The sequence below is a fragment of the Microvirga arabica genome (assembly GCF_016811235.1).
In the GTDB taxonomy this organism is placed as follows: domain Bacteria; phylum Pseudomonadota; class Alphaproteobacteria; order Rhizobiales; family Beijerinckiaceae; genus Microvirga; species Microvirga arabica.
This window is the reverse complement of the sequence record NZ_JAFBID010000013.1, coordinates 20,981-41,179: the sequence shown is the minus strand read 5'-3', so window position 1 is coordinate 41,179 and position 20,199 is coordinate 20,981. Positions and strand designations below refer to the sequence as shown.

The following is a 20,199-nucleotide window of genomic DNA, read 5'->3' as shown; positions in this document are numbered from 1 at the left end:
CATTAGTGCCTTTGTTATTGCCCGAGAACGAGCGCCCAGTAGCGGCCGTAGCGGTTGTTGGCATCCGCGCGGGCCAGCCCGATCTTGCGGGCCTGGGGCATCAGGAGGTTGCTGTTATGGCCGGGCGAGGCCTTCCAGCGGCTGATGGCGCCATCCACGGAGGCCGAGCCCGCCGACAGGTTCTCGGCGGAATAGCCGCTGATCCCGTACTGATCCATGCGGCTCACGAAGCTTCCGTGGCTGAGCCGGCCGGCCGCCGCCACGACCCGCGCCTGGTGCTCCGCCGCCTTGTTGAGGCGAGGATCCACCGTCACCGGGCTCAGGCCCTTCGACACGCGATAGGCCGAGATGAGGGCGGCCGCCTGGGCTGCATCGTTTGTCGAACTCGCCAGGACGGTATCGGTGGGCGTGAGCGCGGAATCGCCCGCGCAGCCGGCCAGCCCCAGGGCGATCAAGCCGAGGATGAAAAGAGCACGCATCGCATTCCCCTTCGGGCGGCGTTGAGGCGCCGCTCCCCTTGAAAAAAAGACCTGTGGCGTTCATGTGCAGGAGCCATGAACCCGATGCCGCTGCATGCCATGTTGCAGCGTGAGGGTCCAGATTCCTCATCAACCCGCGTCAGCTGACCGCATGCTCCCGTCCGCCACATCTCCCGAAGCCGCCGTCATCGGCGGCGGCCCTGCCGGCCTGATCGCCGCGGAGGTTTTGGCGCGCGCCGGTGTTGCCGTCACGGTCTACGACCGGATGCCGTCGGTGGGCCGCAAGCTGCTTATGGCGGGCCGGGGCGGGCTGAACCTGACCCATTCGGAGGAGTTCGCGCGATTCGTCGCCCGCTACGCCGAGGCCCGGCCGCAGCTCGAACCCTTGATCGAGGCCTTTCGTCCCGAAGACCTGCGCGCCTGGTGCGAGGAACTGGGCCAGGAAACCTTCGTGGGCTCGAGCGGACGGGTGTTCCCCAAAGCCTTCAAGGCCTCGCCGCTGCTGCGCGCCTGGCTTTCGCGGCTCGAGATCCTGGAGGTGCGCTTCGCCCTGCGCCAAAGCTGGCAGGGCTGGGACGAGGAGGGCCGCTTGGTCTTCACCGATGCGGCGGGCAAGTCCATGCGGGCCAAGCCCGACGCCACGATCCTGGCGCTCGGCGGCGCCAGCTGGCCCCGCCTCGGCTCCGATGGGACCTGGGTGGAGCTTCTCGCCCAACGGGGCATAGCGGTCTCGGCCCTGCGCCCGGCCAATATGGGCTTCACCTGCCCCTGGTCCGAGATCATGCGCAGCCGCTTTGCGGGCGAGCCCCTGAAGCGGATCGCCCTCACCTTCCAGGGCGCCACCGTGAAGGGAGAGGCCATCGTCACGCAGGACGGCATCGAGGGGGGGGCGGTCTATGCCCTGTCGGCACGCTTACGCGATGCCATCGAACAGGATGGCAGCGCCCTCCTGCACATCGATCTCCGGCCCGACCTTTCGCCCGAGTCCCTGCTGAGAAAGCTCGACACGCCGCGAAAAGGCCAATCCGCCTCCACCTTCCTGCGGAAAGCAGCGTCTTTAAGCCCGGTCGGCATCGCGCTGTTGCGGGAGGCCTCCCCGGCCCTGCCGGCCGAGCCCGAGGCGCTGGCCCGTCTGATCAAGGCCGTGCCCGTCACTCTGACTGGCGCGAAATCCCTGGAGCGTGCCATTTCCACCGCCGGCGGCGTGCCGTTCAGCGAGCTCGACGAACACCTGATGCTGCGCCGGATCCCGGGCGTATTCGTGGCCGGCGAGATGCTGGACTGGGAGGCGCCCACCGGCGGCTATCTGCTCCAGGCCACCTTCGCCTCGGGGATCGCGGCCGCCCGTGGGGTGCTGGCCTCTCTTCAGATTCCCGATGCCGCATTGACCTTGGAGCCCTCATCGGCCACACGGCAATCGTGATCGATCCGGTTAAAATCCTCCACGACGTTTTCGGCTTCCCCTCCTTCCGCGAAGGACAGGAGGAGATCGTGCGCGCGGTGCTGGCCGGCGAGGACGTTCTGGCCGTGATGCCCACGGGCGCCGGCAAGTCGCTCTGCTTCCAGCTGCCCACCTTGGCCCGGGAAGGTCTGACTCTCGTGGTGTCGCCGCTCATCGCCCTCATGCGCGACCAGGTGGCGGCGCTGCGCCATTTCGGCATCGAGGCCGGCAGCCTCAACTCCGCCAACGACCCGGAGGAGAACCGCCGCGTGGTCGATGCGGTGCGCGACCGCCGCATGCGCATTCTCTATGCCTCGCCGGAGCGTCTTGCGAATACCAGCACCACCGAATGGCTCGCCCGCTCGGGCGTCAACCTGCTCGCCATCGACGAGGCGCATTGCGTCTCGCAATGGGGTCACGACTTTAGGCCCGAATACGCCATGCTCGGCGAGGTGCGCCAGCGGCTCGGCAACGTGCAGACCATCGCGCTCACCGCCACGGCCGATGTGGCGACCCGCGGCGACATCATGCACCGGCTCTTCGAGGAGGAGCCGCGCCTCTTCATCCACGGCTTCGACCGGCCGAACCTGCGGCTCGCCATGCAGGCGAAGGAGAATTCCAAGCGCCAGCTCTTCGGCTTCCTCGACAAGCACCGGCACGAGAGCGGCATCGTCTATTGCTCGTCCCGCGACGCCACGGAGCGGCTGGCCGATTCCTTGAGCCAGGCGGGCTATCGCGCCCTGCCCTACCATGCGGGCATGCACCAGGCCGACCGCGCCAAGAACCAGGACATCTTCCTGCAGGAGGACGGCGTGGTGATGGTGGCCACCGTCGCCTTCGGCATGGGCATCGACAAGCCCGACGTGCGCTTCGTGGCGCACGCGGCGCTGCCGAAATCCATTGAGGCCTATTACCAGGAGATCGGCCGCGCGGGCCGCGACGGGGCGCCAGCCGACACGCTCACCCTCTACGGCCTCGACGACATGCGGCTGCGCCGCCTGCAGATCGAGGAGAGCGATGCGGCCGACGAGCAGAAGCGCGTCGAGCGCCAGCGCCTCAACGCGCTCGTCGCCCTATGCGAGGCGCCGCGCTGCCGCCGCCAGACCCTGCTGGCCTATTTCGGCGAAACCACCGAGCCCTGCGGCAACTGCGATCTGTGCATCGACGGTGTGATGTCCTTCGACGGCACCATCGAGGCGCAGAAGATTCTCTCGGCCATCGTGCGCACGGGCGAGCGCTTCGGCACGGAGCATCTCATCAGCATCCTGGTGGGCGAAGAGACGGACTCCATCCGCCGCTTCGGCCACGACAAGCTGAAGACCTTCGGGGTCGGAGGCGACCGCTCGAAGCCCGAATGGCGCTCGCTGCTGCGGCAGATCTATGCCGCCGGCCTCATCGGCCTGGAGTTGGCCGAATACGGCCGCTGGACTCTCACCGACCGCGGCGTTGCCGTGCTCAAAGGCCAGGAGCGGATCGAGCTGCGCTCCGACGTGCTGATGAAGCCGGCAGAGCGCCGCCGCCGGCGCGGCCGCATGGAAGCGGAATCCGTGGTGCCGTCCGACGATCCACTGCTCCTCGACCTCAAGGGCCTACGCACGAAGCTCGCCAAGGAAGAGGGCGTGCCGGCCTACGTGATCTTTTCCGACCGCAGCCTCATCGACATGGCGGTGAAGCGCCCCGTGACCGTGCGCGCCTTCGGCGAGATCCACGGCGTCGGCCAAGCCAAGCTCGACCGCTACGCGGATGCGTTTCTTGAGGTCGTGAGAGCGCACGCGGGTTGAACACCACTGTCATTCCGGAGCGGCTTTCTGAGCGGAGCCCGGAATCCATAAAACGGCATGTCTCAAGAAGGGACGGGCAGCGTTTCGCCTCCTCTTGCACTGTTAGCGGTTATGGATTCCGGGCTCTCGCTGACGCTCGCCCCGGAATGACAGCGGTGAGGCTTTCACTGAACTCAGTTCCCGCCCTCCACCTCCACCCACCGCCCGTCATGCGCGCTGCGCGCAATCGCATTCACCGTGCGCTCGATGCGGATGCCGTCCTCGAACGTGATCAGGTGCGCCGCCTCGCCTGAAATGCGCCGGATCAGCTCGCGGCATTCGATGATCTTCAGGTCGTTGAAGCCGAGCCCATGGCCGGGCGCCGGAATGAACGTGTCGTAGGGCGGATGCTGCGGCCCGGTGAGAATGGTGCGGAAGCCCTGGGTCTCCTTGGCTCCATCCACTGTATAGAGCTGCACCTCGTTCATGCGCTCCTGGTCGTACACGATGGTTCCCTTCGCGCCGAAAAGCTGCACGAAGATGCGCCCCTTGCGGCCCCAGGCGGAACGGTTGAGCGCGATCACCCCGGAGGCGCCGGTCTCCAACTCGATCAGGGTCGTGGCGATGTCATAGGTCTCGACCGCGCGGCGTCCGCCGCCCTGCACCGGCCGATCGGCATAGGGCTTGGCCATGTGGCCGCAGACGCGGCGCACGCCGCCGAACAGAACCCGGATCAGGCTCAAGGCGTGAACGCCGAAATCGTCGAGCGCGCCATGGCCCGAATTCGCCTCGCTCTTCCAGTAGAACAGCGCCTCCGGGTCCGCCATGAAATCCTCGTCCATCTCGAGGCGCACATGGTTCACATCCCCGATCACACCTTCGTCGAGCAGGCGCCGGATCAGACGGATAACCGGGTTCTGGATGTAGTTGTAGCCCAGCGCCGCCACCTTGCCCGACGCGCGGGCCGCCGCCAGCATGCGCTCCGCATCTTCCAAGCGTGTCGCCATCGGCTTCTCGCACCACACATGCTTGCCCGCTTCAAGCGCTGCGATGGCCATCTCGGGATGAAAGGCGTTGGGCGTGGTGATCGACACCACATCGACACCCGGATCGGCAACAAGCGTGCGCCAATCGCCGGTGGCGCGATCAAAGCCGAGCTCGCGCGCTTTTCGCTCGGCCAGCTCCTGCGAGTGCTCGGCCAGCACCGCAAGGCGCGGTCGGGCTACGTCGCCAAACACCGCCGCGACGGCATTCCAGGCGAGCGCGTGGCACTTGCCCATGTAGCCTGTGCCGATGAGGCCGATACCGAGAGATTGCATTCCCTTCTCCTTACAGGTCTGTGGGTAAGGCTGCACCGCACTAGAGGCGCTAGATCCGTTGAAAGGACATCATGCCTTCACGCCCCGATAGGCTCGGACCAGAGCGAGTATCAAGCGTACCAAACAAGCCAAAGCGAGAATGACGGATGCTATCCAGACCAGCCCCAGGGGTAACAGGACAGGGACCGATAGAATGTCCATGATTACATATGCGGCGTCTGTCCACATCGCGGCCCATGTCAGAAAGCCGCCCAAAATCTGCCCTAACCAGGACTGCCCACATTCAACATATGAAATCATATCGGGCACTCGAACGCAGCCTTGGTAGTCCACCTTCCATGAGGGTAAGGAGTGTGTGAACAGATTCGTCACGCTCAAAGCTAAGAGCCACCACAAGAGAAATCCGCTCTCAGCAATACGCAGCATTCTCCTCATGCGGCTGCTCGTTCAGACTCGATCACCTCTCACACCATCCCGCCGAGTTCCGCCGACACCGCCTGCAGCTCCTTGCCGCCAGCCATGAGGTTCTGCAGCTCGTCGATCTGGATTCCCGACTTTTCGTATGTGCCGAGCGTCTTGCCGCGGTTGAGCACCGTGAAGCGGTCGCCCACCGCATAGGCGTGGCGCACGTTGTGGGTGATGAAGATGACGCCCAGCCCCTTCTGGCGCACCTGATGGATGTATTTCAGCACCATGGAGGTCTGTGCCACGCCGAGCGCCGAAGTCGGCTCGTCGAGGATCAGCACCTTGGCGCCGAAATAGACCGCGCGGGCAATCGCCACGCATTGGCGCTCGCCGCCCGACAGGGTGCCGACCGCCTGATGCGGGTCGCGCACGTCGATGCCGATCCGGTGCATCTCCTCGCGGGTGACCTCGTCGCAATGATCGAAGTCGACCCGGCGGAATGGCCAGACGCCCTTTACCGGCTCGCGGCCCATGAAGAAGTTGCGCGTCACCGACATGAGCGGGATCATCGCGAGGTCCTGGTAGACCGTAGCAATGCCCGCATCGAGCGCATCGCGCGGGCTGGCGAAGCTCACAGGTTTTCCTTCCACCAGGAAGTCGCCCGAGGTCGGGCGGTGAACGCCGGCGAGGGTCTTGATCAGCGTTGACTTGCCGGCACCGTTGTCGCCGAGCAGGCACATGACCTCGCCGCGATGGACGCTGAGCGACACGCCGGAGAGCGCGATCACCGAGCCGAAATGCTTGACGAGGTTGCGGATCTCGATGAGCGGAACTTGGCTATCCATCAGCGCTCTCCCGTGACTTTCCGGCGGATGAAGTTGTTGAACAGCACCGCGAGCAGCAGCATGGCGCCGAGGAACACCTGGAACCAATCGGAGTCGAACCGCGTGTAGGTGAGGCCGATGGACACCATGCCGAAGATGATGGCGCCGAAGAACGCACCGATGGCCGAGCCGTAGCCGCCCGTGAGCAGGCAGCCGCCGATCACCGCCGCGATGATCGCCTCGAACTCCTTCTGGAAGCCGCGCCGCGCATCGGTGGAGCCCGCATCGAGCACTGTGAGAACGGCCACGAGCGCGGCCGCAACGGCGGTGAGCATGAAGAGCGCGGTCTTGACCCGATCCACCGGGACGCCGGAATTGCGTGCCGCATTGGGATCACCACCGGCTGCAAAAATCCAGTTGCCCGCGCGCGTGCGCAGGAGAACCCAGGTGGCGAGAAGCGCGAAGCCGACGAACCAGACAATGGAGACCGGAACGCCCGTGACCGTCGGTGTGCCATTGGGGAATTTGCCGATGAGGTCGTTGGCGGCGAGCCACGCGAACACGCCCTCGAAGGCAACGCCGGAGAACAGCTCTCGTATGATGCCCTCACCGGCCTGATCGCCGATGCCGCGCATCTGGGTCGAGCCTCCGGTGGCCCATTTCAAGCCCACCAGCGAGAGCCCGCGCAGGATGAACAGGAAAGCCAGCGTCACGATAAAGGATGGCAGCCGGCTGCGGATAACGATCTGGCCGTTGAGCCCCCCAAGCAGGGCTGCAACAACGAAGGTGGCAGCGATCGCCAGCAGCAGAGGCCAGCTGTTGAGGGTGAGGAACGCGCCGAAGATGAGCCCGGTGAAGGCGACCATCGAGCCGATGGAGAGATCGAACTCGCCGCCGATCATCAAGAGCGCCGCCGCGATGGCGAGAATCCCGAGCTGCGCTGCCGGCGAGAGGATGTTCATGATGCCGGCGAGCGTGAACATGGACGCATCAGCCGTGGAGACGAAGAAGATCGCGACCAGGATGAGGCCGGCCAAGGCGCCGAGTTCGGGACGTCGCATGATCTTGGTGACGAGGGAGACATCCCTCAGGCGCTCGTCCTGAATTTGCTTGACCGTTGGAGGCGGGCTGAGATCTGCGGTCGGCTGAGTGGTGTTCACCATGGGCGCCTCCCCGAATAAATACATTGAAAAGAAAAGCCCGCGATCCACGTGAACCGCGGGCTTTGAGTATCGTTTAGCGGATGCCCTTGGCGGACAGGTCGACCACCTGAGCGGCCTTCTCCTTGGTGATCAGGTTCGGACCCGAGGCCACGTCGCCGCCCGGCATCAGGCCGTACTTGGCGTAATTGGCCAGGAACACCACCGGCAGATAGCCCTGGAGGTACTGCTGCTGGTCGATGGCGAAAACAGCCTCGCCGGCGGATACCGACTTGAGGAAGCCCGCCGACATGTCGAAGGTGGCAACCCGAATGGCGCCGGTCTTGCCTGCTTCCTTCACGGCCGCAACCGACGGCTCACCGGCCGTGCCGGCGCCCAGCGCCAGGATCGTGTCGATGGAGGCATCAGCCGCAACCGCCGCCTTCACCTTGGCGCGGATATCCGCCGGATCGTTGGAGACCGGCAGAACCGTCACCTTGCCGCCGAACCCTTCCGTGAAGCCCTTGCAGCGCAGGTCGAGCGAGACGTTGCCGACCTCCTGGTTCACGCACAGGCCGACCTTGCCGCCCATCTCCTTGAGCTTGGCGCCGGCGATGCGCCCGGCCTCGACCTCGTCCTGCCCCACATGGAGCAGAGCGCCGAGCTTCTTCGACACGTCGGAGCCCGAGTTCATGGAGATCACCGGAATGCCGGCCGCCACCGCCTTCTGGATCGACGGCCCGAGCGCCGAGGCATCGGGGATCGACACGATGAGGCCGGCCGGCTTCTGGTTCACGGCGGCGTCGATGAGCTGGCTCATGGCGACCATGTCGAAGGTCTCGGGCGCGCGGTAATCGACCTGGACCTTCATGTCCTGGCCGCCTGCCGCCACGCCGTTTTTGACCACCGACCAGAAGGGATCGTTGGCTTGGCCGTGGCTGACCACGATGATGCGGGAATTCTGCTGCGCGGCAGCCGGCGCCATCGCCGCGAGGGTCAGAGCGGCGGCTGCGGCAAGGCCTGTGACAAGTGATTTCATGTGCTTCCTCCCAACTGGTATTTCATACGCGCGATCTGCCAGAGATTTGGCCTGTCCGAGCGCTGCGGCTTCCAGGGCCGCTGGTATGGGTTGTCAGGGAAACACCAGAGATTCGAGAGCGAATCGTCCGTTTCCTGGCGTTCCCTCTTCCAGTTCGGTCATCCCGCTGTGCGGAACGCCAGAACCTTTTTCTTTATATATTGGAATTTTTATTCCATTTTTGTAGGATCGGGTCAAGGTCCGATCTGGACCTGGGGTGAGCGCATGGAGCCAGGGGACAGCATGAACGGCGCAGACGCGCAGGTGAGCGAAGCCCCGGGCGACTACGAAGGGCTCAAGGCGCTTCTGCTCGGCCGTCGCGATGCGATGCCCAAACGCCTGAAGCAGCTCGCCGCCTTCGCACTCGAACACCCGGAGGACGTGGCCTTCGGCACGGTAGCGGGCATTGCCGAGCATGCCGGCGTGCAGCCCTCCACCCTTGTGCGCTTTGCCAAGAGCCTGGGCTATGACGGCTTTTCCCACCTGCAGCAGATTTTTCGCGACCGGTTACGGGAGCGGTTTCCCGATTATCGCGAGCGGCTGAAGGGTCTGCGCGAGGCGGAGGGGCACCATGTGCACGCCGCGTCCCTGCTCGAGGGCTTTACCCATGCGGCCACCGTGTCGCTGGAGCGGATGAGCGATTCCGTACGCCTGGAGGAGTTGTCCCGCGCCATCGAGACGCTCGCCAAGGCGGATACGATCTATCTGCTCGGCGCTCGCCGGGTGTTTCCCGTCATCGCCTATTGTGCCTATGCCTTCGGCAAGCTGGGGGTGCGGGCCATTCTCATCGACCATGTGGGCCAGCTCGGCCCGGAGCAGCTCGCCATCGCCACCAAGCGCGACGCGGTGCTCGCCATCAGCTTCACGCCCTATGCGCCTGTTACCGCCGACCTCGCGTCCGCAGCGGCGCAGCGCGACGTGCCCGTGGTGGCGATCACGGATTCCGCCTTCAGCCCGCTGGTGACGAGCGCCGATGTTTGGCTTGAAGTGGCGGAGGCCGATTTCGGTGCGTTCCGGTCGCTCTCAGCATCGTTCGCGCTGGCGATGGCGCTTGCCGTGGGTACGGCAGAGAAGCGGGCGGAGGGGTAGGGACAGGGTGTCATCCCGGACGGCGAAGCCGATCCGGGATCGATTGATGGATGTGGCGCCTGAAACTCAACGCTGTCATCCCCGCGCAGGCGGGGATCCATAAACACGACGTCTCAGGAGAGGTCGAACAGCGTCGCGACTTGTTCTGCACCGTCAGCGGTTTTGGATCCCGGGCTGGGCTGCGCCGCCCCGGGATGACAGTGCCAGATTGGTTTGCGCGATCCCGGATCTTCGCTGCGCTTCGTCCGGGATGACGCGTGGGATTACAGCCGCACAGGCTTGCCGCTCTGAGCTGACTCAGTCGCCGCATCCGCGAGGCGCTGCGCCATGAGGCCGTCGTGCCCGGTGGGATTGCACGGCTTGCCGTCACGGATGGCGTTCAGGAACGTGGTGAGCTCGTCGCGATAGGCATCCGCATAGCGCTCAAGGAAGAAGTCCTGCACCGGATCGGCGGTGACGCCGGACGCGTTCGCCACCTCCACGGTGGTGCGATGGATGTTGCCGGCGCGGATCATGCCCTTCGACCCGTGGACCTCGATGCGCTGGTCGTAGCCATAGGTGGCGCGGCGGGAGTTGGAGATCTGGACGATCCGGCCCTTGGCGGTCTTGAGCATCACGGCAGCAGTGTCCACGTCGCCCGCCTGGCCGATGGCCGGGTCCACCAGGGATGAGCCGACCGCATGCACCTCCACCGGCTCGTCGCCGAGCAGCAGGAAGCGGGCCATGTCGAGGTCGTGGATCATCATGTCTCGGAACAGGCCGCCCGAGGTGGCGATGTAGCTCACCGGCGGCGGGCCGGGATCGCGGGAGAGGATCGTCACAAGCTCCACCTCGCCCACCTCGCCGTCGGCAAGGCGGCGGCGCAAGGCGGCGAAGTTCGGATCGAAGCGGCGGTTGAAGCCGATCATCAGCGGCGTGCCGGCCTTCTCCACCGTGGCGAGGCAGGCCTCGATGCGGGCGCTCGACAGATCAACCGGCTTCTCGCAGAACACCGCCTTGCCGGCACGCGCCCCGCGCTCGATCAGGTCGGCGTGGGTGGTGGTCGGGGTGCAGACGAGGATGGCGTCCACATCGGAGCGCTCGACGATCTCGTCCAGGGACGCGACCTCCGCGCCTGTCGCTGCCGCCAGCTCCTGCGCCGCAGGAGCATGTGGATCGGCGACCGCCACGAGGCGGGCATCGGGATGGCTGGCGGCATTGCGCCCGTGAATACGGCCAATTCGGCCAGCGCCCAGAACGGCGATCCTGATCATGCTTCCCCTCAGATCCTTTGCCGGCTACGGCAATATTTAGAATTGATATTCCAACATAACTTGCTAATAGAATAAACGTTCTATAGCCGCAAGGGCCGAACGGCCCTCGACCGGTGCTTACACCCGAGAGCGGGAGGAATAGCATGAAGCCAGCCCTCGATGTCATCACCATCGGCCGCTCCTCGGTCGATCTCTATGGCCAGCAGGTGGGCGGGCGGCTGGAGGACATGGCCTCCTTCTCCAAGGCAGTCGGCGGCTGCCCGGCCAACATCGCCATCGGCACGGCCCGGCTCGGCCTGAAATCCGGCCTCGTCACCCGCGTCGGGGACGAGGCCATGGGCCGCTTCATCCGCGAGCAGATGGAGCGCGAGGGCGTCTCCACGCAAGGCATCATCACGGACAAGCAGCACCTGACGGCGCTCGTGATCCTCGGCGTGCGCGATGAGGACTCGTTCCCGCTCATCTTCTACCGCGACAACTGCGCCGATATGGCGCTGACGGAAGAGGACATCGACGAGACCTTCATCGCTTCGGCGGCAGCCATTGTCGTCACAGGCACGCATTTTTCCCGGGAAACGACCGCCGCCGCGCAGAAGAAGGCTATTCGCGTGGCGAAAGCGAATGGACGCAAGGTCGTGTTCGACGTGGATTACCGCCCCAATCTCTGGGGCCTGCTCGGCCATGGCGCGGGTGAGTCGCGCTATGTGCGCTCCGATGCAGTCACAGAGCATCTGCAGCCGATCCTGGCCGATTGCGATCTCATCGTCGGCACGGAAGAAGAATTGCACATCGCGGGCGGATCCGAGGATACGCTGGAGGCGATCCGTGCCATCCGCACAGCCTCGAAAGCGACCATCGTGTGCAAGCGCGGCCCCATGGGTTGCGTAGTCTTTCCCGATGCCATTCCGGATTCGCTTGATGATGGGGTGAAGGGGCCCGGCTTCCCGGTCGAGGTCTACAACGTGCTGGGTGCCGGCGACGCCTTCCTGTCCGGCTTCCTGCGCGGGTGGCTGCGCAACGAACCGCTCGAGACCTGCTGCGCCTATGCCAATGCGAGCGGCGCCTTTGCAGTCTCGCGCCTGCTCTGCTCACCCGAGATCCCGACCTTCCCGGAGTTGCAGCATTTCCTGAAAACGGGCAGCCGGCACAAGGCGCTGCGCTTCGACCAGGAGATCAACCACATTCACTGGGCGACCACACGTCGGCCGCAACCCGACACCCTCATGGCGCTTGCCATCGATCACCGCATGCAGCTGGAAGCGATGGCCCAGGAGATCGGCGCGCCGGTCGAGCGCATCCCCGACTTCAAGGTGCTGGCTGTACATGCCGCAGCGCGGGTGGCGGATGGCCGCCCCGGCTTCGGCATGCTGATCGACGGCACCTATGGCCGCGAGGCCCTGTTCCGCGCTGCCGACCACCCGTTCTGGATCGGCCGTCCGGTGGAACTGCCGGGCTCGCGCCCGCTCGATTTCGAGGGCGGCGGCTCGCTCGGCGCGAAGCTCGTGGAATGGCCGGTGGGGCACACCATCAAGTGCCTGTGCTTCTACCATCCCGACGATCCGCCGGAGCTGAAGGAGCGCCAGGAGCGCGACCTGCTGCGCCTCCACGATGCCGCGCGCCGCATCGGCCGCGAATTGCTGGTCGAGATCATCGCCGGCAAGCATGGGGCACTCAAGACCGATACCCTTGCGGTTATCCTGCAGCGCCTTTACGATCTCGGCATCAAGCCCGATTGGTGGAAGCTCGAGCCGCAGCGCGACGATGCCGCCTGGCATGCTATCGGCGAAGTGATCACAGTGAACGACCCGTATTGCCGCGGCATCGTGCTGCTCGGCCTCGAAGCGCCGGAGCACGAGCTGGAAGCAGCGTTTGCGGCCGCTGCGAGCGAGAAGCAGGTAAAGGGCTTCGCCGTCGGTCGCACGATCTTCAACGACGCCGCGCGCCGCTGGCTGAAAGGTGAGATCAACGACGAGGCGGCCATCGCCGACATGGCTGCCCGGTTCCAGCGCCTCGTGGACGCCTGGCAGCGGGTGTCCGGCCGCGCAAAAGCTGCGTGACCGGAGGCGGCCATGGCTTATTCGGAAGATGACGTCAAAGCAGCAGGACGCGCCATCGCACTCCGGGACGACCAGATCAGCGGCCTCCTCGCCGTGCTGCGTGCCCGGGCCTCCGTTCCGCAAAAGGCCGTTCAGCCATCTCACGAGCAGGTCCGCTTCGATCTCGCGCGTCTGCTCTGGTATGCCGGCGCGCTGATCATCATGGGGGCCATGAGCCTCTTCACGACCCTTGCCTTCAACATGCTGGGCGGAGGCGCTCTCGCGATCATTGGCATCATCTACGCTGCCCTGTTCACGTTAGGCGGACACGTCCTGTGGCACGGTCGCAACCTGAAGACGCCCGCTGGGCTGCTGGTGACCGTTGCGGTGGCCATGGCTCCGCTCGTGGTTTTCGGCATCCAAGATGCCATGGGCTGGTGGGATGAAGCGGGCGCACCTGGCCGCTACCAGGGCTTTCACGTCTGGATCAAAAGCAGCTGGCTGCCTATGGAGATTGTCACCATCTTGGTCGGCCTCCTGGCCCTGCGGTTCTATCCTTTTTCCTTCATCGTCTTCGTCATCGCCTATGCGCTCTGGTTCATGTCCATGGATCTGACTCCTTGGCTGTTCCAGAACGACGATTTGAACTGGGGGGCGCGGAAGAACGTCTCGATGGCGTTCGGCCTTGTGGTCATGCTCACGGCATGGGTCGTGGATGTGAAGCGCAGCAAGGATCATGATTTCGCCTTCTGGCTTCACCTGTCGGGGCTCATGGCGTTTTGGGGAGGCCTAACCTTTTCGAGCAGCGACAGCGAGGTCGCCAAGGCCATTTACTGCCTCATCAACGTGGGTCTCATCCTTCTGTCGGTCTTCCTGATGCGGCGGGCCTATGCTTTGTTCGGCGCCATCGGCGTTTGCCTCTATCTCGGCCATTTAGCCAGCAAGGTTTTTGCCGATTCGCTGCTTTTCCCCTTTGCCCTGTCCTTCATCGGCATTCTGGTCATCGCCGCTGGCTTGCTCCTGCACCGGTATCACGAGACTCTTTCGAACTGGATGGCAGATCACCTGCCGGATACCCTTAAGAAACTGCGTCCGCCCCACGCCGACGCCCTTCGATTGGAGCACGCATGAGCACGATCCGCCTGACCATGGCGCAAGCCGTCGCCCGGTTCCTGACGGCACAGAAGACGGAGATCGACGGACAGGTGATGCCGCTCTTCGGCGGCGTCTGGGCCATCTTCGGCCACGGCAACGTGGCGGGCATGGGCGAGGCCCTGCACGGAGTTCGCGAGACGCTTCCCACCTTCCGCGCGCATAACGAGCAGGGCATGGCCCATGCGGCCATCGCCTTCGCCAAGGCGTCGCGTCGCCGGCGTATGATGGCCTGCACCACCTCCATCGGTCCCGGCGCCACCAACATGGTGACGGCGGCAGCCGTGGCGCATGTGAACCGCCTGCCGGTGCTGCTTCTGCCCGGGGACGTCTTCGCCAACCGCAGGCCCGATCCGGTGCTGCAGCAGATCGAGAGCTTCTCCGATGGAACGGTTTCGGCCAATGACTGCTTCCGGCCTGTCTCGCGCTACTTCGACCGCATCGCGCGCCCGGAGCAGATCATCCCGGCGCTCCAGCGCGCCATGGCCGTGCTCACGGATCCTGCCGATTGCGGTCCGGTGACGCTCGCGCTGTGTCAGGATACCCAGGCCGAGGCCTACGATTATCCGGAAAGCTTCTTCGCAGGGAAGATCTGGACGCCGCGCCGCATCCGCCCGGACGAGACGGAACTTGCCGAAGCCGCCGATCTCATTCGAAACGCGAAGAAGCCCTTCATCGTGGCCGGAGGCGGTGTGCTCTATTCGGGCGCGGAGCAGGCGCTGGCGGCGTTCGCCGAGAAGCACGGCCTCTTCGTGGGCGAAACGCAGGCCGGCAAGTCGAGCCTGCCCCATGACCATCAGGCTAATCTCGGTGCGGTCGGCGTCACCGGCACGGGGGCTGCCAATGCGCTCGCGGAGGATGCCGACGTGGTGATCGCAGTCGGAACCCGCCTGCAGGACTTCACCACCGGCTCCTGGGCTCTGTTCAAGAACCCGAACCGGCGCATCGTCGGCCTCAACGTGCAGGCCTTCGACGCAACAAAGCACAATGCGCTGCCGCTCGTCGCTGACGCCCGCGTGGGCCTCGAAGAGCTGAGCCGGGCGCTCGGCACTTGGAAGGCACCGGAAGCTTTGACTGGGAAGGCGCGCGAGGAAAAGACCCGCTGGTTCGATACCGCTGCGCGCTTCACCGACCCGACCAACGCGGAACTGCCCTCCGACGCGCAGGTGATCGGCGCTGTGCAGCGCAATTCGCAGCCGACCGACGTGGTGGTCTGCGCGGCCGGCGGCCTGCCGGGCGAACTGCACAAGCACTGGAAGGCGAGCACCGCGCTGGGCTACCACATGGAATATGGCTATTCCTGCATGGGCTACGAGATCGCCGGCGGGCTCGGCGTGAAGATGGCCGACCCTTCCCGCGAGGTGATCGTGATGGTGGGCGACGGCTCCTACCTCATGATGAATTCGGAACTCGCCACCTCCGTGATGTTGGGCCGGAAGCTCACTGTCGTACTCCTCGACAATCGCGGCTATGGCTGCATCAACCGTCTGCAGCGCGCCACAGGCGGCGAGAGCTTCAACAATCTCCTGCAGCACACCAACCACGTGACGCTGCCCGACATCGACTTCGCCGCGCACGCCGCAAGCCTCGGTGCGCAGGCCGTGAAGGTGAAGGGCATCGGCGAGCTGGAGGATGCGCTGAAGAAGGCGCGGAACGCCGAGCGAAGCACCGTGATCGTCATCGACACCGACCCCCTCGCCTCCACGGATGAAGGCGGCCACTGGTGGGATGTGGCGGTGCCGGAGGTCTCGTCGCGCGATCAGGTAAAAGCCGCGCGCAAGGATTATGAGGCAGCCCTCGCCGCGCAGCGGGTGGGCGACTGACACAACAAAGGGATTAAGAACATGACGATCCGCATCGGGGCCAATCCCATCGGCTGGTCCAACGACGACATGCCGGAGCTCGGCGGCGAGACGCCGCTGGAGGTGTGCCTGGCTGAGGCCAAGGAAGCAGGCTTCGAGGGCATGGAACTCGGCAATAAGTTTCCGCGCCAGCCGGAAGCCCTGAAGAAGGCGCTCGCGCCGTTCGACATGGCCTGCGTGTCCGGGTGGTATTCCGCCGAGCTTCTCATGCGCGACGCCGACGCGGAGATGAAGGCCTTGCGCCCACATCTCGACCTGTTGAAGTCCATGGGTTCGAACGTCCTCGTCTTCGCCGAGACCTCGAACGCCATTCATGGCGACCGTTCCAAGCCCCTGTCGCAGCGTCCCGTCATGAAGGACGGCGACTGGGCCGAGTTCGGCCGCCGCATTACGCAAGTGGCGGAGCGTACGCTGCAGGAGGGGGTGCGCGTGGTCTACCACCACCACATGGGCACCATCGTGGAATCGGAAGCCGACATCGACGCCTTTATGCGCTCAACGGGCGAGGCGGTTCATCTCCTCCTCGATACGGGCCACGCCACCTGGGGCGGGGCTGATCCGGCAGCGCTCGCCCGCCGCTACCGCAGCCGCATCAGCCACGTGCACACGAAGGATGTGCGCAAAAGCGTGATGGAGCGCTCGCGCGCGGAAGGTTGGAGCTTTCTCGATTCGGTCATCGAGGGCGTCTACACCGTGCCGGGTGACGGCATAGTGGATTTCGTTTCCGTGTTCAAAGAACTGCCGGGCTACAGCGGCTGGGTGGTGATCGAGGCGGAGCAGGATCCGAAGAAGGCGCATCCGCTCACCTATGCCAAGATGGGCTATGCCAATCTCACCCGGTACCTCAAGGAAGCCGGCCTGCGATAAGGACCACATGCGATGTCGAAGCTTCTCGTCAAACCGTCGGCGCCCAATGATAACGGACGCATCCACGCGATCACGCCGGAATCCGCCGGCTGGACCTATGTGGGGTTTGAGGTCTACGGGCTGAAAAGCGGGCAGAGCCTGAAACAAGCGACGGGAGAACGAGAGGCCTGCATCGTCATGCTCTCAGGCCGCGCACATGTCGGCGGCGCCGGCCAGGACTTCGGCACCATCGGCGGGCGATCCTCGCCGTTCGAGCCGGATCCGTGGTCGCTCTATGCGCCGGCTCGCTCGGAGTGGTCTCTGACAGCGGAGACGGATTGCGAGATCGCTGTCTGCACCGCGCCGGCTGAGGGCAAGCTGCCGGCGCGCGTGATCCGTCCCGATCAGGTGGGTCAGGAAACCCGCGGCAAGGGCACGAACACGCGCCATGTGCGCAACATCCTGCCCGAAACGGAGACGGCGGAGAGCCTCCTCGTGGTCGAGGTCATCACGCCATCCGGCCACTGGTCGAGCTACCCGCCGCACAAGCACGACCGGGACATGCTGCCCCATGAGTCGCTGCTCGAGGAAACCTATTACCACCGCCTCAACCCGCCCTCGGGCTTCGCCCTGCAGCGGGTCTATACGGACGACCGCTCCCTCGACGAGACCCTGGCGGCAGCCAACGGTGACGTGGTGCTGGTGCCCAAGGGCTATCACCCGGTCGGTGCGCCCCATGGCTACGAGCTCTACTACCTCAACGTTATGGCCGGCCCGAAGCGGGTCTGGAAGTTCCACAACGACCCGGATCACGAGTGGATGCTGAAATCTTGACTTGGCGCATCGTCGAGAGCGGAGAACCGGAACCACTTCTCCGCACGATGCGCTAAGCCTGAGACCGTCTGTCGCTTGATCTGCCTGAGCCTTTCGGGCATGAGGCGAACATCGTTTCCCTGAGAGGCCTCATGACCTGGTCCGATCTCGCCTCGCGCGCCTTCAAGACCGTGATCGCGCTCGTCAGCGCCATCGTGATGGACTACGCGTTCCTGAACGGGCGCATGACGCGCCAAGCCGTGACTGGCATTGAGCGCATGGCCGCTGATGCGCCGATCCTCGTCGACCGCCTCGTGACCAGCGCTCTCAACATCAAGTGGGACCGCTGACCAATCAGCGGGCGCCAACTACCTCCAGGGCCATTCCGGCCATCATCGGCACGGCCTCGCCCATGCGGCGGGCACGCTCGGGGTTGGAGGCATTGCCGTCGAGGGAGCGCTTGTAGACGCCCTGCAGGATGGCGGCGAGGCGGAAGAAGCTGAAGGCGAGGTAGAAGGGCCAATTGCCGATCACTTCGGTTCCTGTCCGTCGGCAATAAAGCTCCACATACTCGGCTTCTGTGGGAATGCCATGAGCCTTCCTGTCGATGCCGCCCAAGCCGCGGAACGCTCCCTCGGAGGGCAGCCGCCACTGCATGCATTGGTACGCGAGATCGGCCAGGGGATGGCCCAGGGTGGACAACTCCCAGTCGAGCACCGCCAGGATGCGTGTGCCAGCCGGCTCGAAGATCATGTTGTCGAGCCGGTAGTCGCCATGGACGAGGCTCACCCGCCCATCATCCTCCGGCGTGTTGCCTTCCAGCCATGCGATGAGGTCGTCCATCTCATGGATCGGGTGCGTCTCGGAGGCGCGGTACTGGCCCGTCCATCGGGCGATCTGGCGCTCGAAATAGCTGCCCGGCTTGCCGTAGTCGGCAAGGCCGACGCTTGCGGGATCGACCTTGTGCAAGGCGGCAAGCGCCGCGTTCATGGAATCGTAGATCGCGCTGCGTTCGGCGATCTGGAGATCCGGCAGCTTGCCGTCCCAGAAGATGCGCCCCTCGATATAGTCCATCACATAGAACATGGAGCCGATGATCGTCTCGTCCTCGCACAGGTGCAGGACGCGCGGCACCGGCACGTCGCTGTGGGCAAGCGCCGCCATGACCCGGTACTCGCGGTCCACGGCATGAGCCGATTTCAGCAGCGCTCCGGGCGGCTTGCGCCGCAGGACAAAACGACCTTTCGTGGAAGTAATCAGGAATGTTGGATTTGATTGCCCACCGGCAAATTTTTCCGCGCTAACCAGTTGACCGAAGCCCGGAACATGCGCGGCGAGATAGGGGCCGAGACGCTCCGTGTCGAGATGGGCTGCTGCCTGCGCTGTCATGAGCATTATCCGAGCACGGCCAAGGTGATCCACTCGGCCGCAAGGGCCGGCTTTTCCGCGCCCTCGATCTCGACAGTCACCTGATAGCGCAGCATGGCCTGTGTGTCGGAACGCATGGAAACCTCGGACAGGGTGAAGCGTCCCCTCACCCGCGCTTCCACCGCCACCGGCGAGAGAAAGCGGACACGCTCCAGGCCGTAATTGATGCCCATAGTCCGGTTCCTGAGCACCGGCAGCGCCTCCTGGCCCATGGCTGACAGAAGCGACAGGGTGAGGAAGCCATGCGCGATGGTACCGCCGAAGGGCGTCTCCGCGAGGGCACGTTCGGGGTCGATGTGGATGAACTGGAGGTCTTCCGTGACGGCTGCGAAGCGGTCGATCCTGTCCTGATCGATCACCTTCCAGGACGAGACTCCGACCTCCTGTCCGACCCGGTTCTTCAACTCGTCGATGGGGACGGAGAGCGGCGCATGCACATTCATAGCGATGCCTCGCCGAAGATCTTGTGACCTGTCTCCACGCCGATGCCGCCGTCGAGCGGGATGATGGCGCCGGTCGTGTAGGCTCCGCCGCGACCGCAGAGGAACAGCAGCGCCCCTGCGATGTCGTCAGGCCGACCGATGCGGCCGAACGGGATGCTGGCAGCGACCAATGCACGTTTGTGCTCGTCAGCCGTGGCGAAAGCCGTCATGCGGCTCTGGAAGGGCCCCGGCGCAAAGGCATTCACCGTGATCCGGCGCTCGGCGAATTCCTTCGCCAGGATTCGCGTGAGATGATGCACGGCGGCCTTTGACGCCGCATAGGAATAGGCATTGTCGCCGATGGGCGCCGACCCCATGACGGAGCCGAGATTGACGACACGGGCGGGATCGTCGTCACTGGCTGCAGCCTCCAGCAGGGGCAGCAACCGCTGGGTCAGCGTGAAGAGACCGGCCACATTGACGGAGAACACGCCGTCCCAAGCCTTGTGCGGAAAGGTATCCAGCGGCTCGCCCCAGGTCTTGCCCGCATTGTTGACGAGGATGTGAAGGTGCGCCGTGCGTGCCTTCACCTCGGAAGCTAGCGCCATCACGCCGGCTTCTGTCCCCACATCGCCGGCGAAACCTTCCGCCTTGCCGCCGGCATCAAGCGCATTCAGCTCCCGCGCCACAGCTTCGCAGGCCTCGCCCTTGCGCGAGGCGATCAGCACCCGGGCTCCGGCCCGCACAAGAGCCTCGGCGATCATGCGGCCGATCCCGGTGGCGCCCCCGGTCACGAGCGCCGTCTTGCCCGCGACCGAGAACAGGAAGTTCAGGTAAGCTTCCGTCATCGTCC

General features: G+C 65.0%; 18 protein-coding genes. 9 read left to right on the top strand and 9 right to left on the bottom strand.

Going from position 1 to position 20,199, the window contains the following annotated elements; genetic code table 11:
• Positions 1-14: 14 nt before the first annotated feature.
• The gene (locus JQC81_RS09360; protein WP_203271546.1) at positions 15-479 is read right to left on the bottom strand and encodes a CAP domain-containing protein; all 465 of its coding nucleotides are present in this window, start codon (positions 477-479) and stop codon (positions 15-17) included.
• A 151-nt stretch (positions 480-630) separates the two neighbouring features.
• On the opposite strand from JQC81_RS09360, the gene JQC81_RS09355 reads away from it, so the two are divergent.
• The gene (locus JQC81_RS09355; RefSeq protein ID WP_203271545.1) at positions 631-1,902 is read left to right on the top strand and encodes a BaiN/RdsA family NAD(P)/FAD-dependent oxidoreductase; all 1,272 of its coding nucleotides are present in this window, start codon (positions 631-633) and stop codon (positions 1,900-1,902) included.
• Positions 1,899-3,701 carry a DNA helicase RecQ gene (gene recQ, locus JQC81_RS09350; protein WP_203271544.1) on the top strand — a complete coding sequence of 601 codons (1,803 nt, stop codon included), beginning with the start codon at positions 1,899-1,901 and terminating at the stop codon, positions 3,699-3,701. Before JQC81_RS09355 ends, recQ begins: the two co-directional genes overlap by 4 nt.
• A gap of 173 nt (positions 3,702-3,874) precedes the next feature.
• Here the strand turns inward: recQ and JQC81_RS09345 are convergent, their stop codons facing one another.
• The 4 genes from JQC81_RS09345 to JQC81_RS09330 form a co-directional block, all read right to left on the bottom strand.
• Positions 3,875-4,999: a Gfo/Idh/MocA family protein gene (locus JQC81_RS09345; RefSeq protein ID WP_203271543.1), complete on the bottom strand. Its 1,125-nt coding sequence runs from the start codon at positions 4,997-4,999 to the stop codon at positions 3,875-3,877.
• Between the two features lie 464 nt (positions 5,000-5,463).
• Positions 5,464-6,249 (bottom strand): ATP-binding cassette domain-containing protein, encoded by a 786-nt coding sequence (locus JQC81_RS09340; RefSeq protein WP_203271542.1) that lies wholly within the window; start codon positions 6,247-6,249, stop codon positions 5,464-5,466.
• Positions 6,249-7,391 carry an ABC transporter permease gene (locus tag JQC81_RS09335; RefSeq protein WP_246520327.1) on the bottom strand — a complete coding sequence of 381 codons (1,143 nt, stop codon included), beginning with the start codon at positions 7,389-7,391 and terminating at the stop codon, positions 6,249-6,251. The genes JQC81_RS09340 and JQC81_RS09335 overlap by 1 nt, the downstream gene beginning before the upstream one ends.
• A 73-nt stretch (positions 7,392-7,464) precedes the next feature.
• Positions 7,465-8,406, bottom strand: coding sequence for a sugar ABC transporter substrate-binding protein (locus JQC81_RS09330; protein ID WP_203271541.1), 942 nt, complete (start codon positions 8,404-8,406; stop codon positions 7,465-7,467).
• Between the two features lie 282 nt (positions 8,407-8,688).
• Here JQC81_RS09330 and JQC81_RS09325 point away from each other — a divergent pair, with 282 nt between their 5' ends.
• Positions 8,689-9,534 carry a MurR/RpiR family transcriptional regulator gene (locus tag JQC81_RS09325; RefSeq protein ID WP_246520326.1) on the top strand — a complete coding sequence of 282 codons (846 nt, stop codon included), beginning with the start codon at positions 8,689-8,691 and terminating at the stop codon, positions 9,532-9,534.
• A gap of 263 nt (positions 9,535-9,797) precedes the next feature.
• Here the strand turns inward: JQC81_RS09325 and iolG are convergent, their stop codons facing one another.
• The gene (iolG, locus tag JQC81_RS09320; RefSeq protein WP_203271539.1) at positions 9,798-10,787 is read right to left on the bottom strand and encodes an inositol 2-dehydrogenase; all 990 of its coding nucleotides are present in this window, start codon (positions 10,785-10,787) and stop codon (positions 9,798-9,800) included.
• A 143-nt stretch (positions 10,788-10,930) separates the two neighbouring features.
• Between iolG and JQC81_RS09315 the strand changes: the two genes are divergently transcribed.
• The 6 genes from JQC81_RS09315 to JQC81_RS09290 all read left to right on the top strand — a co-directional run bounded on the left by JQC81_RS09315 (position 10,931) and on the right by JQC81_RS09290 (position 17,846).
• Positions 10,931-12,844, top strand: a complete 1,914-nt coding sequence (locus tag JQC81_RS09315) for a bifunctional 5-dehydro-2-deoxygluconokinase/5-dehydro-2-deoxyphosphogluconate aldolase (RefSeq protein WP_203271538.1) — start codon at positions 10,931-10,933, stop codon at positions 12,842-12,844.
• Positions 12,845-12,856: 12 nt separating this feature from the next.
• Positions 12,857-13,954 carry a hypothetical protein gene (locus tag JQC81_RS09310; protein WP_203271537.1) on the top strand — a complete coding sequence of 366 codons (1,098 nt, stop codon included), beginning with the start codon at positions 12,857-12,859 and terminating at the stop codon, positions 13,952-13,954.
• Complete coding sequence (gene iolD, locus JQC81_RS09305; protein WP_203271536.1) at positions 13,951-15,798, top strand: 3D-(3,5/4)-trihydroxycyclohexane-1,2-dione acylhydrolase (decyclizing); 1,848 nt, start codon at positions 13,951-13,953, stop codon at positions 15,796-15,798. Before JQC81_RS09310 ends, iolD begins: the two co-directional genes overlap by 4 nt.
• Before the next feature lie 21 nt (positions 15,799-15,819).
• Positions 15,820-16,704 carry a myo-inosose-2 dehydratase gene (gene iolE / locus JQC81_RS09300; RefSeq protein ID WP_203271535.1) on the top strand — a complete coding sequence of 295 codons (885 nt, stop codon included), beginning with the start codon at positions 15,820-15,822 and terminating at the stop codon, positions 16,702-16,704.
• A 12-nt stretch (positions 16,705-16,716) separates the two neighbouring features.
• Positions 16,717-17,517: a 5-deoxy-glucuronate isomerase gene (iolB, locus tag JQC81_RS09295; RefSeq protein WP_203271534.1), complete on the top strand. Its 801-nt coding sequence runs from the start codon at positions 16,717-16,719 to the stop codon at positions 17,515-17,517.
• Positions 17,518-17,648: 131 nt separating this feature from the next.
• Positions 17,649-17,846, top strand: a complete 198-nt coding sequence (locus tag JQC81_RS09290) for a hypothetical protein (protein ID WP_203271533.1) — start codon at positions 17,649-17,651, stop codon at positions 17,844-17,846.
• A 4-nt stretch (positions 17,847-17,850) separates the two neighbouring features.
• Here the strand turns inward: JQC81_RS09290 and JQC81_RS09285 are convergent, their stop codons facing one another.
• The 3 genes from JQC81_RS09285 to JQC81_RS09275 are packed head-to-tail and all read right to left on the bottom strand — an operon-like array spanning position 17,851 to position 20,194.
• A complete protein-coding gene (locus JQC81_RS09285; protein WP_203271532.1) occupies positions 17,851-18,885 on the bottom strand; it encodes a phosphotransferase in 1,035 nt (344 codons plus the stop codon).
• 5 nt (positions 18,886-18,890) lie between these two features.
• Positions 18,891-19,367, bottom strand: coding sequence for a MaoC family dehydratase (locus JQC81_RS09280; protein ID WP_203271531.1), 477 nt, complete (start codon positions 19,365-19,367; stop codon positions 18,891-18,893).
• Entirely contained in the window at positions 19,364-20,194 is an 831-nt protein-coding gene (locus tag JQC81_RS09275; protein WP_203271530.1) for an SDR family NAD(P)-dependent oxidoreductase, read from the bottom strand. The genes JQC81_RS09280 and JQC81_RS09275 overlap by 4 nt, the downstream gene beginning before the upstream one ends.
• Between the last annotated feature and the right edge of the window lie 5 nt (positions 20,195-20,199).

Excerpts from the sequence above, each read along its gene's own strand:
- JQC81_RS09360 (WP_203271546.1), bottom strand. The coding sequence starts at position 479 with ATGCGTGCTCTTTTCATCCTCGGCTTGATCGCCCTGGGGCTGGCCGGC.
- JQC81_RS09355 (WP_203271545.1), top strand. The coding sequence starts at position 631 with ATGCTCCCGTCCGCCACATCTCCCGAAGCCGCCGTCATCGGCGGCGGC.
- JQC81_RS09345 (WP_203271543.1), bottom strand. The coding sequence starts at position 4,999 with ATGCAATCTCTCGGTATCGGCCTCATCGGCACAGGCTACATGGGCAAG.
- JQC81_RS09340 (WP_203271542.1), bottom strand. The coding sequence starts at position 6,249 with ATGGATAGCCAAGTTCCGCTCATCGAGATCCGCAACCTCGTCAAGCAT.
- JQC81_RS09335 (WP_246520327.1), bottom strand. The coding sequence starts at position 7,391 with ATGGTGAACACCACTCAGCCGACCGCAGATCTCAGCCCGCCTCCAACG.
- JQC81_RS09330 (WP_203271541.1), bottom strand. The coding sequence starts at position 8,406 with ATGAAATCACTTGTCACAGGCCTTGCCGCAGCCGCCGCTCTGACCCTC.
- JQC81_RS09325 (WP_246520326.1), top strand. The coding sequence starts at position 8,689 with ATGAACGGCGCAGACGCGCAGGTGAGCGAAGCCCCGGGCGACTACGAA.
- iolG (WP_203271539.1), bottom strand. The coding sequence starts at position 10,787 with ATGATCAGGATCGCCGTTCTGGGCGCTGGCCGAATTGGCCGTATTCAC.
- JQC81_RS09315 (WP_203271538.1), top strand. The coding sequence starts at position 10,931 with ATGAAGCCAGCCCTCGATGTCATCACCATCGGCCGCTCCTCGGTCGAT.
- JQC81_RS09310 (WP_203271537.1), top strand. The coding sequence starts at position 12,857 with ATGGCTTATTCGGAAGATGACGTCAAAGCAGCAGGACGCGCCATCGCA.
- iolD (WP_203271536.1), top strand. The coding sequence starts at position 13,951 with ATGAGCACGATCCGCCTGACCATGGCGCAAGCCGTCGCCCGGTTCCTG.
- iolE (WP_203271535.1), top strand. The coding sequence starts at position 15,820 with ATGACGATCCGCATCGGGGCCAATCCCATCGGCTGGTCCAACGACGAC.
- iolB (WP_203271534.1), top strand. The coding sequence starts at position 16,717 with ATGTCGAAGCTTCTCGTCAAACCGTCGGCGCCCAATGATAACGGACGC.
- JQC81_RS09290 (WP_203271533.1), top strand. The coding sequence starts at position 17,649 with ATGACCTGGTCCGATCTCGCCTCGCGCGCCTTCAAGACCGTGATCGCG.
- JQC81_RS09285 (WP_203271532.1), bottom strand. The coding sequence starts at position 18,885 with ATGACAGCGCAGGCAGCAGCCCATCTCGACACGGAGCGTCTCGGCCCC.
- JQC81_RS09280 (WP_203271531.1), bottom strand. The coding sequence starts at position 19,367 with ATGAATGTGCATGCGCCGCTCTCCGTCCCCATCGACGAGTTGAAGAAC.
- JQC81_RS09275 (WP_203271530.1), bottom strand. The coding sequence starts at position 20,194 with ATGACGGAAGCTTACCTGAACTTCCTGTTCTCGGTCGCGGGCAAGACG.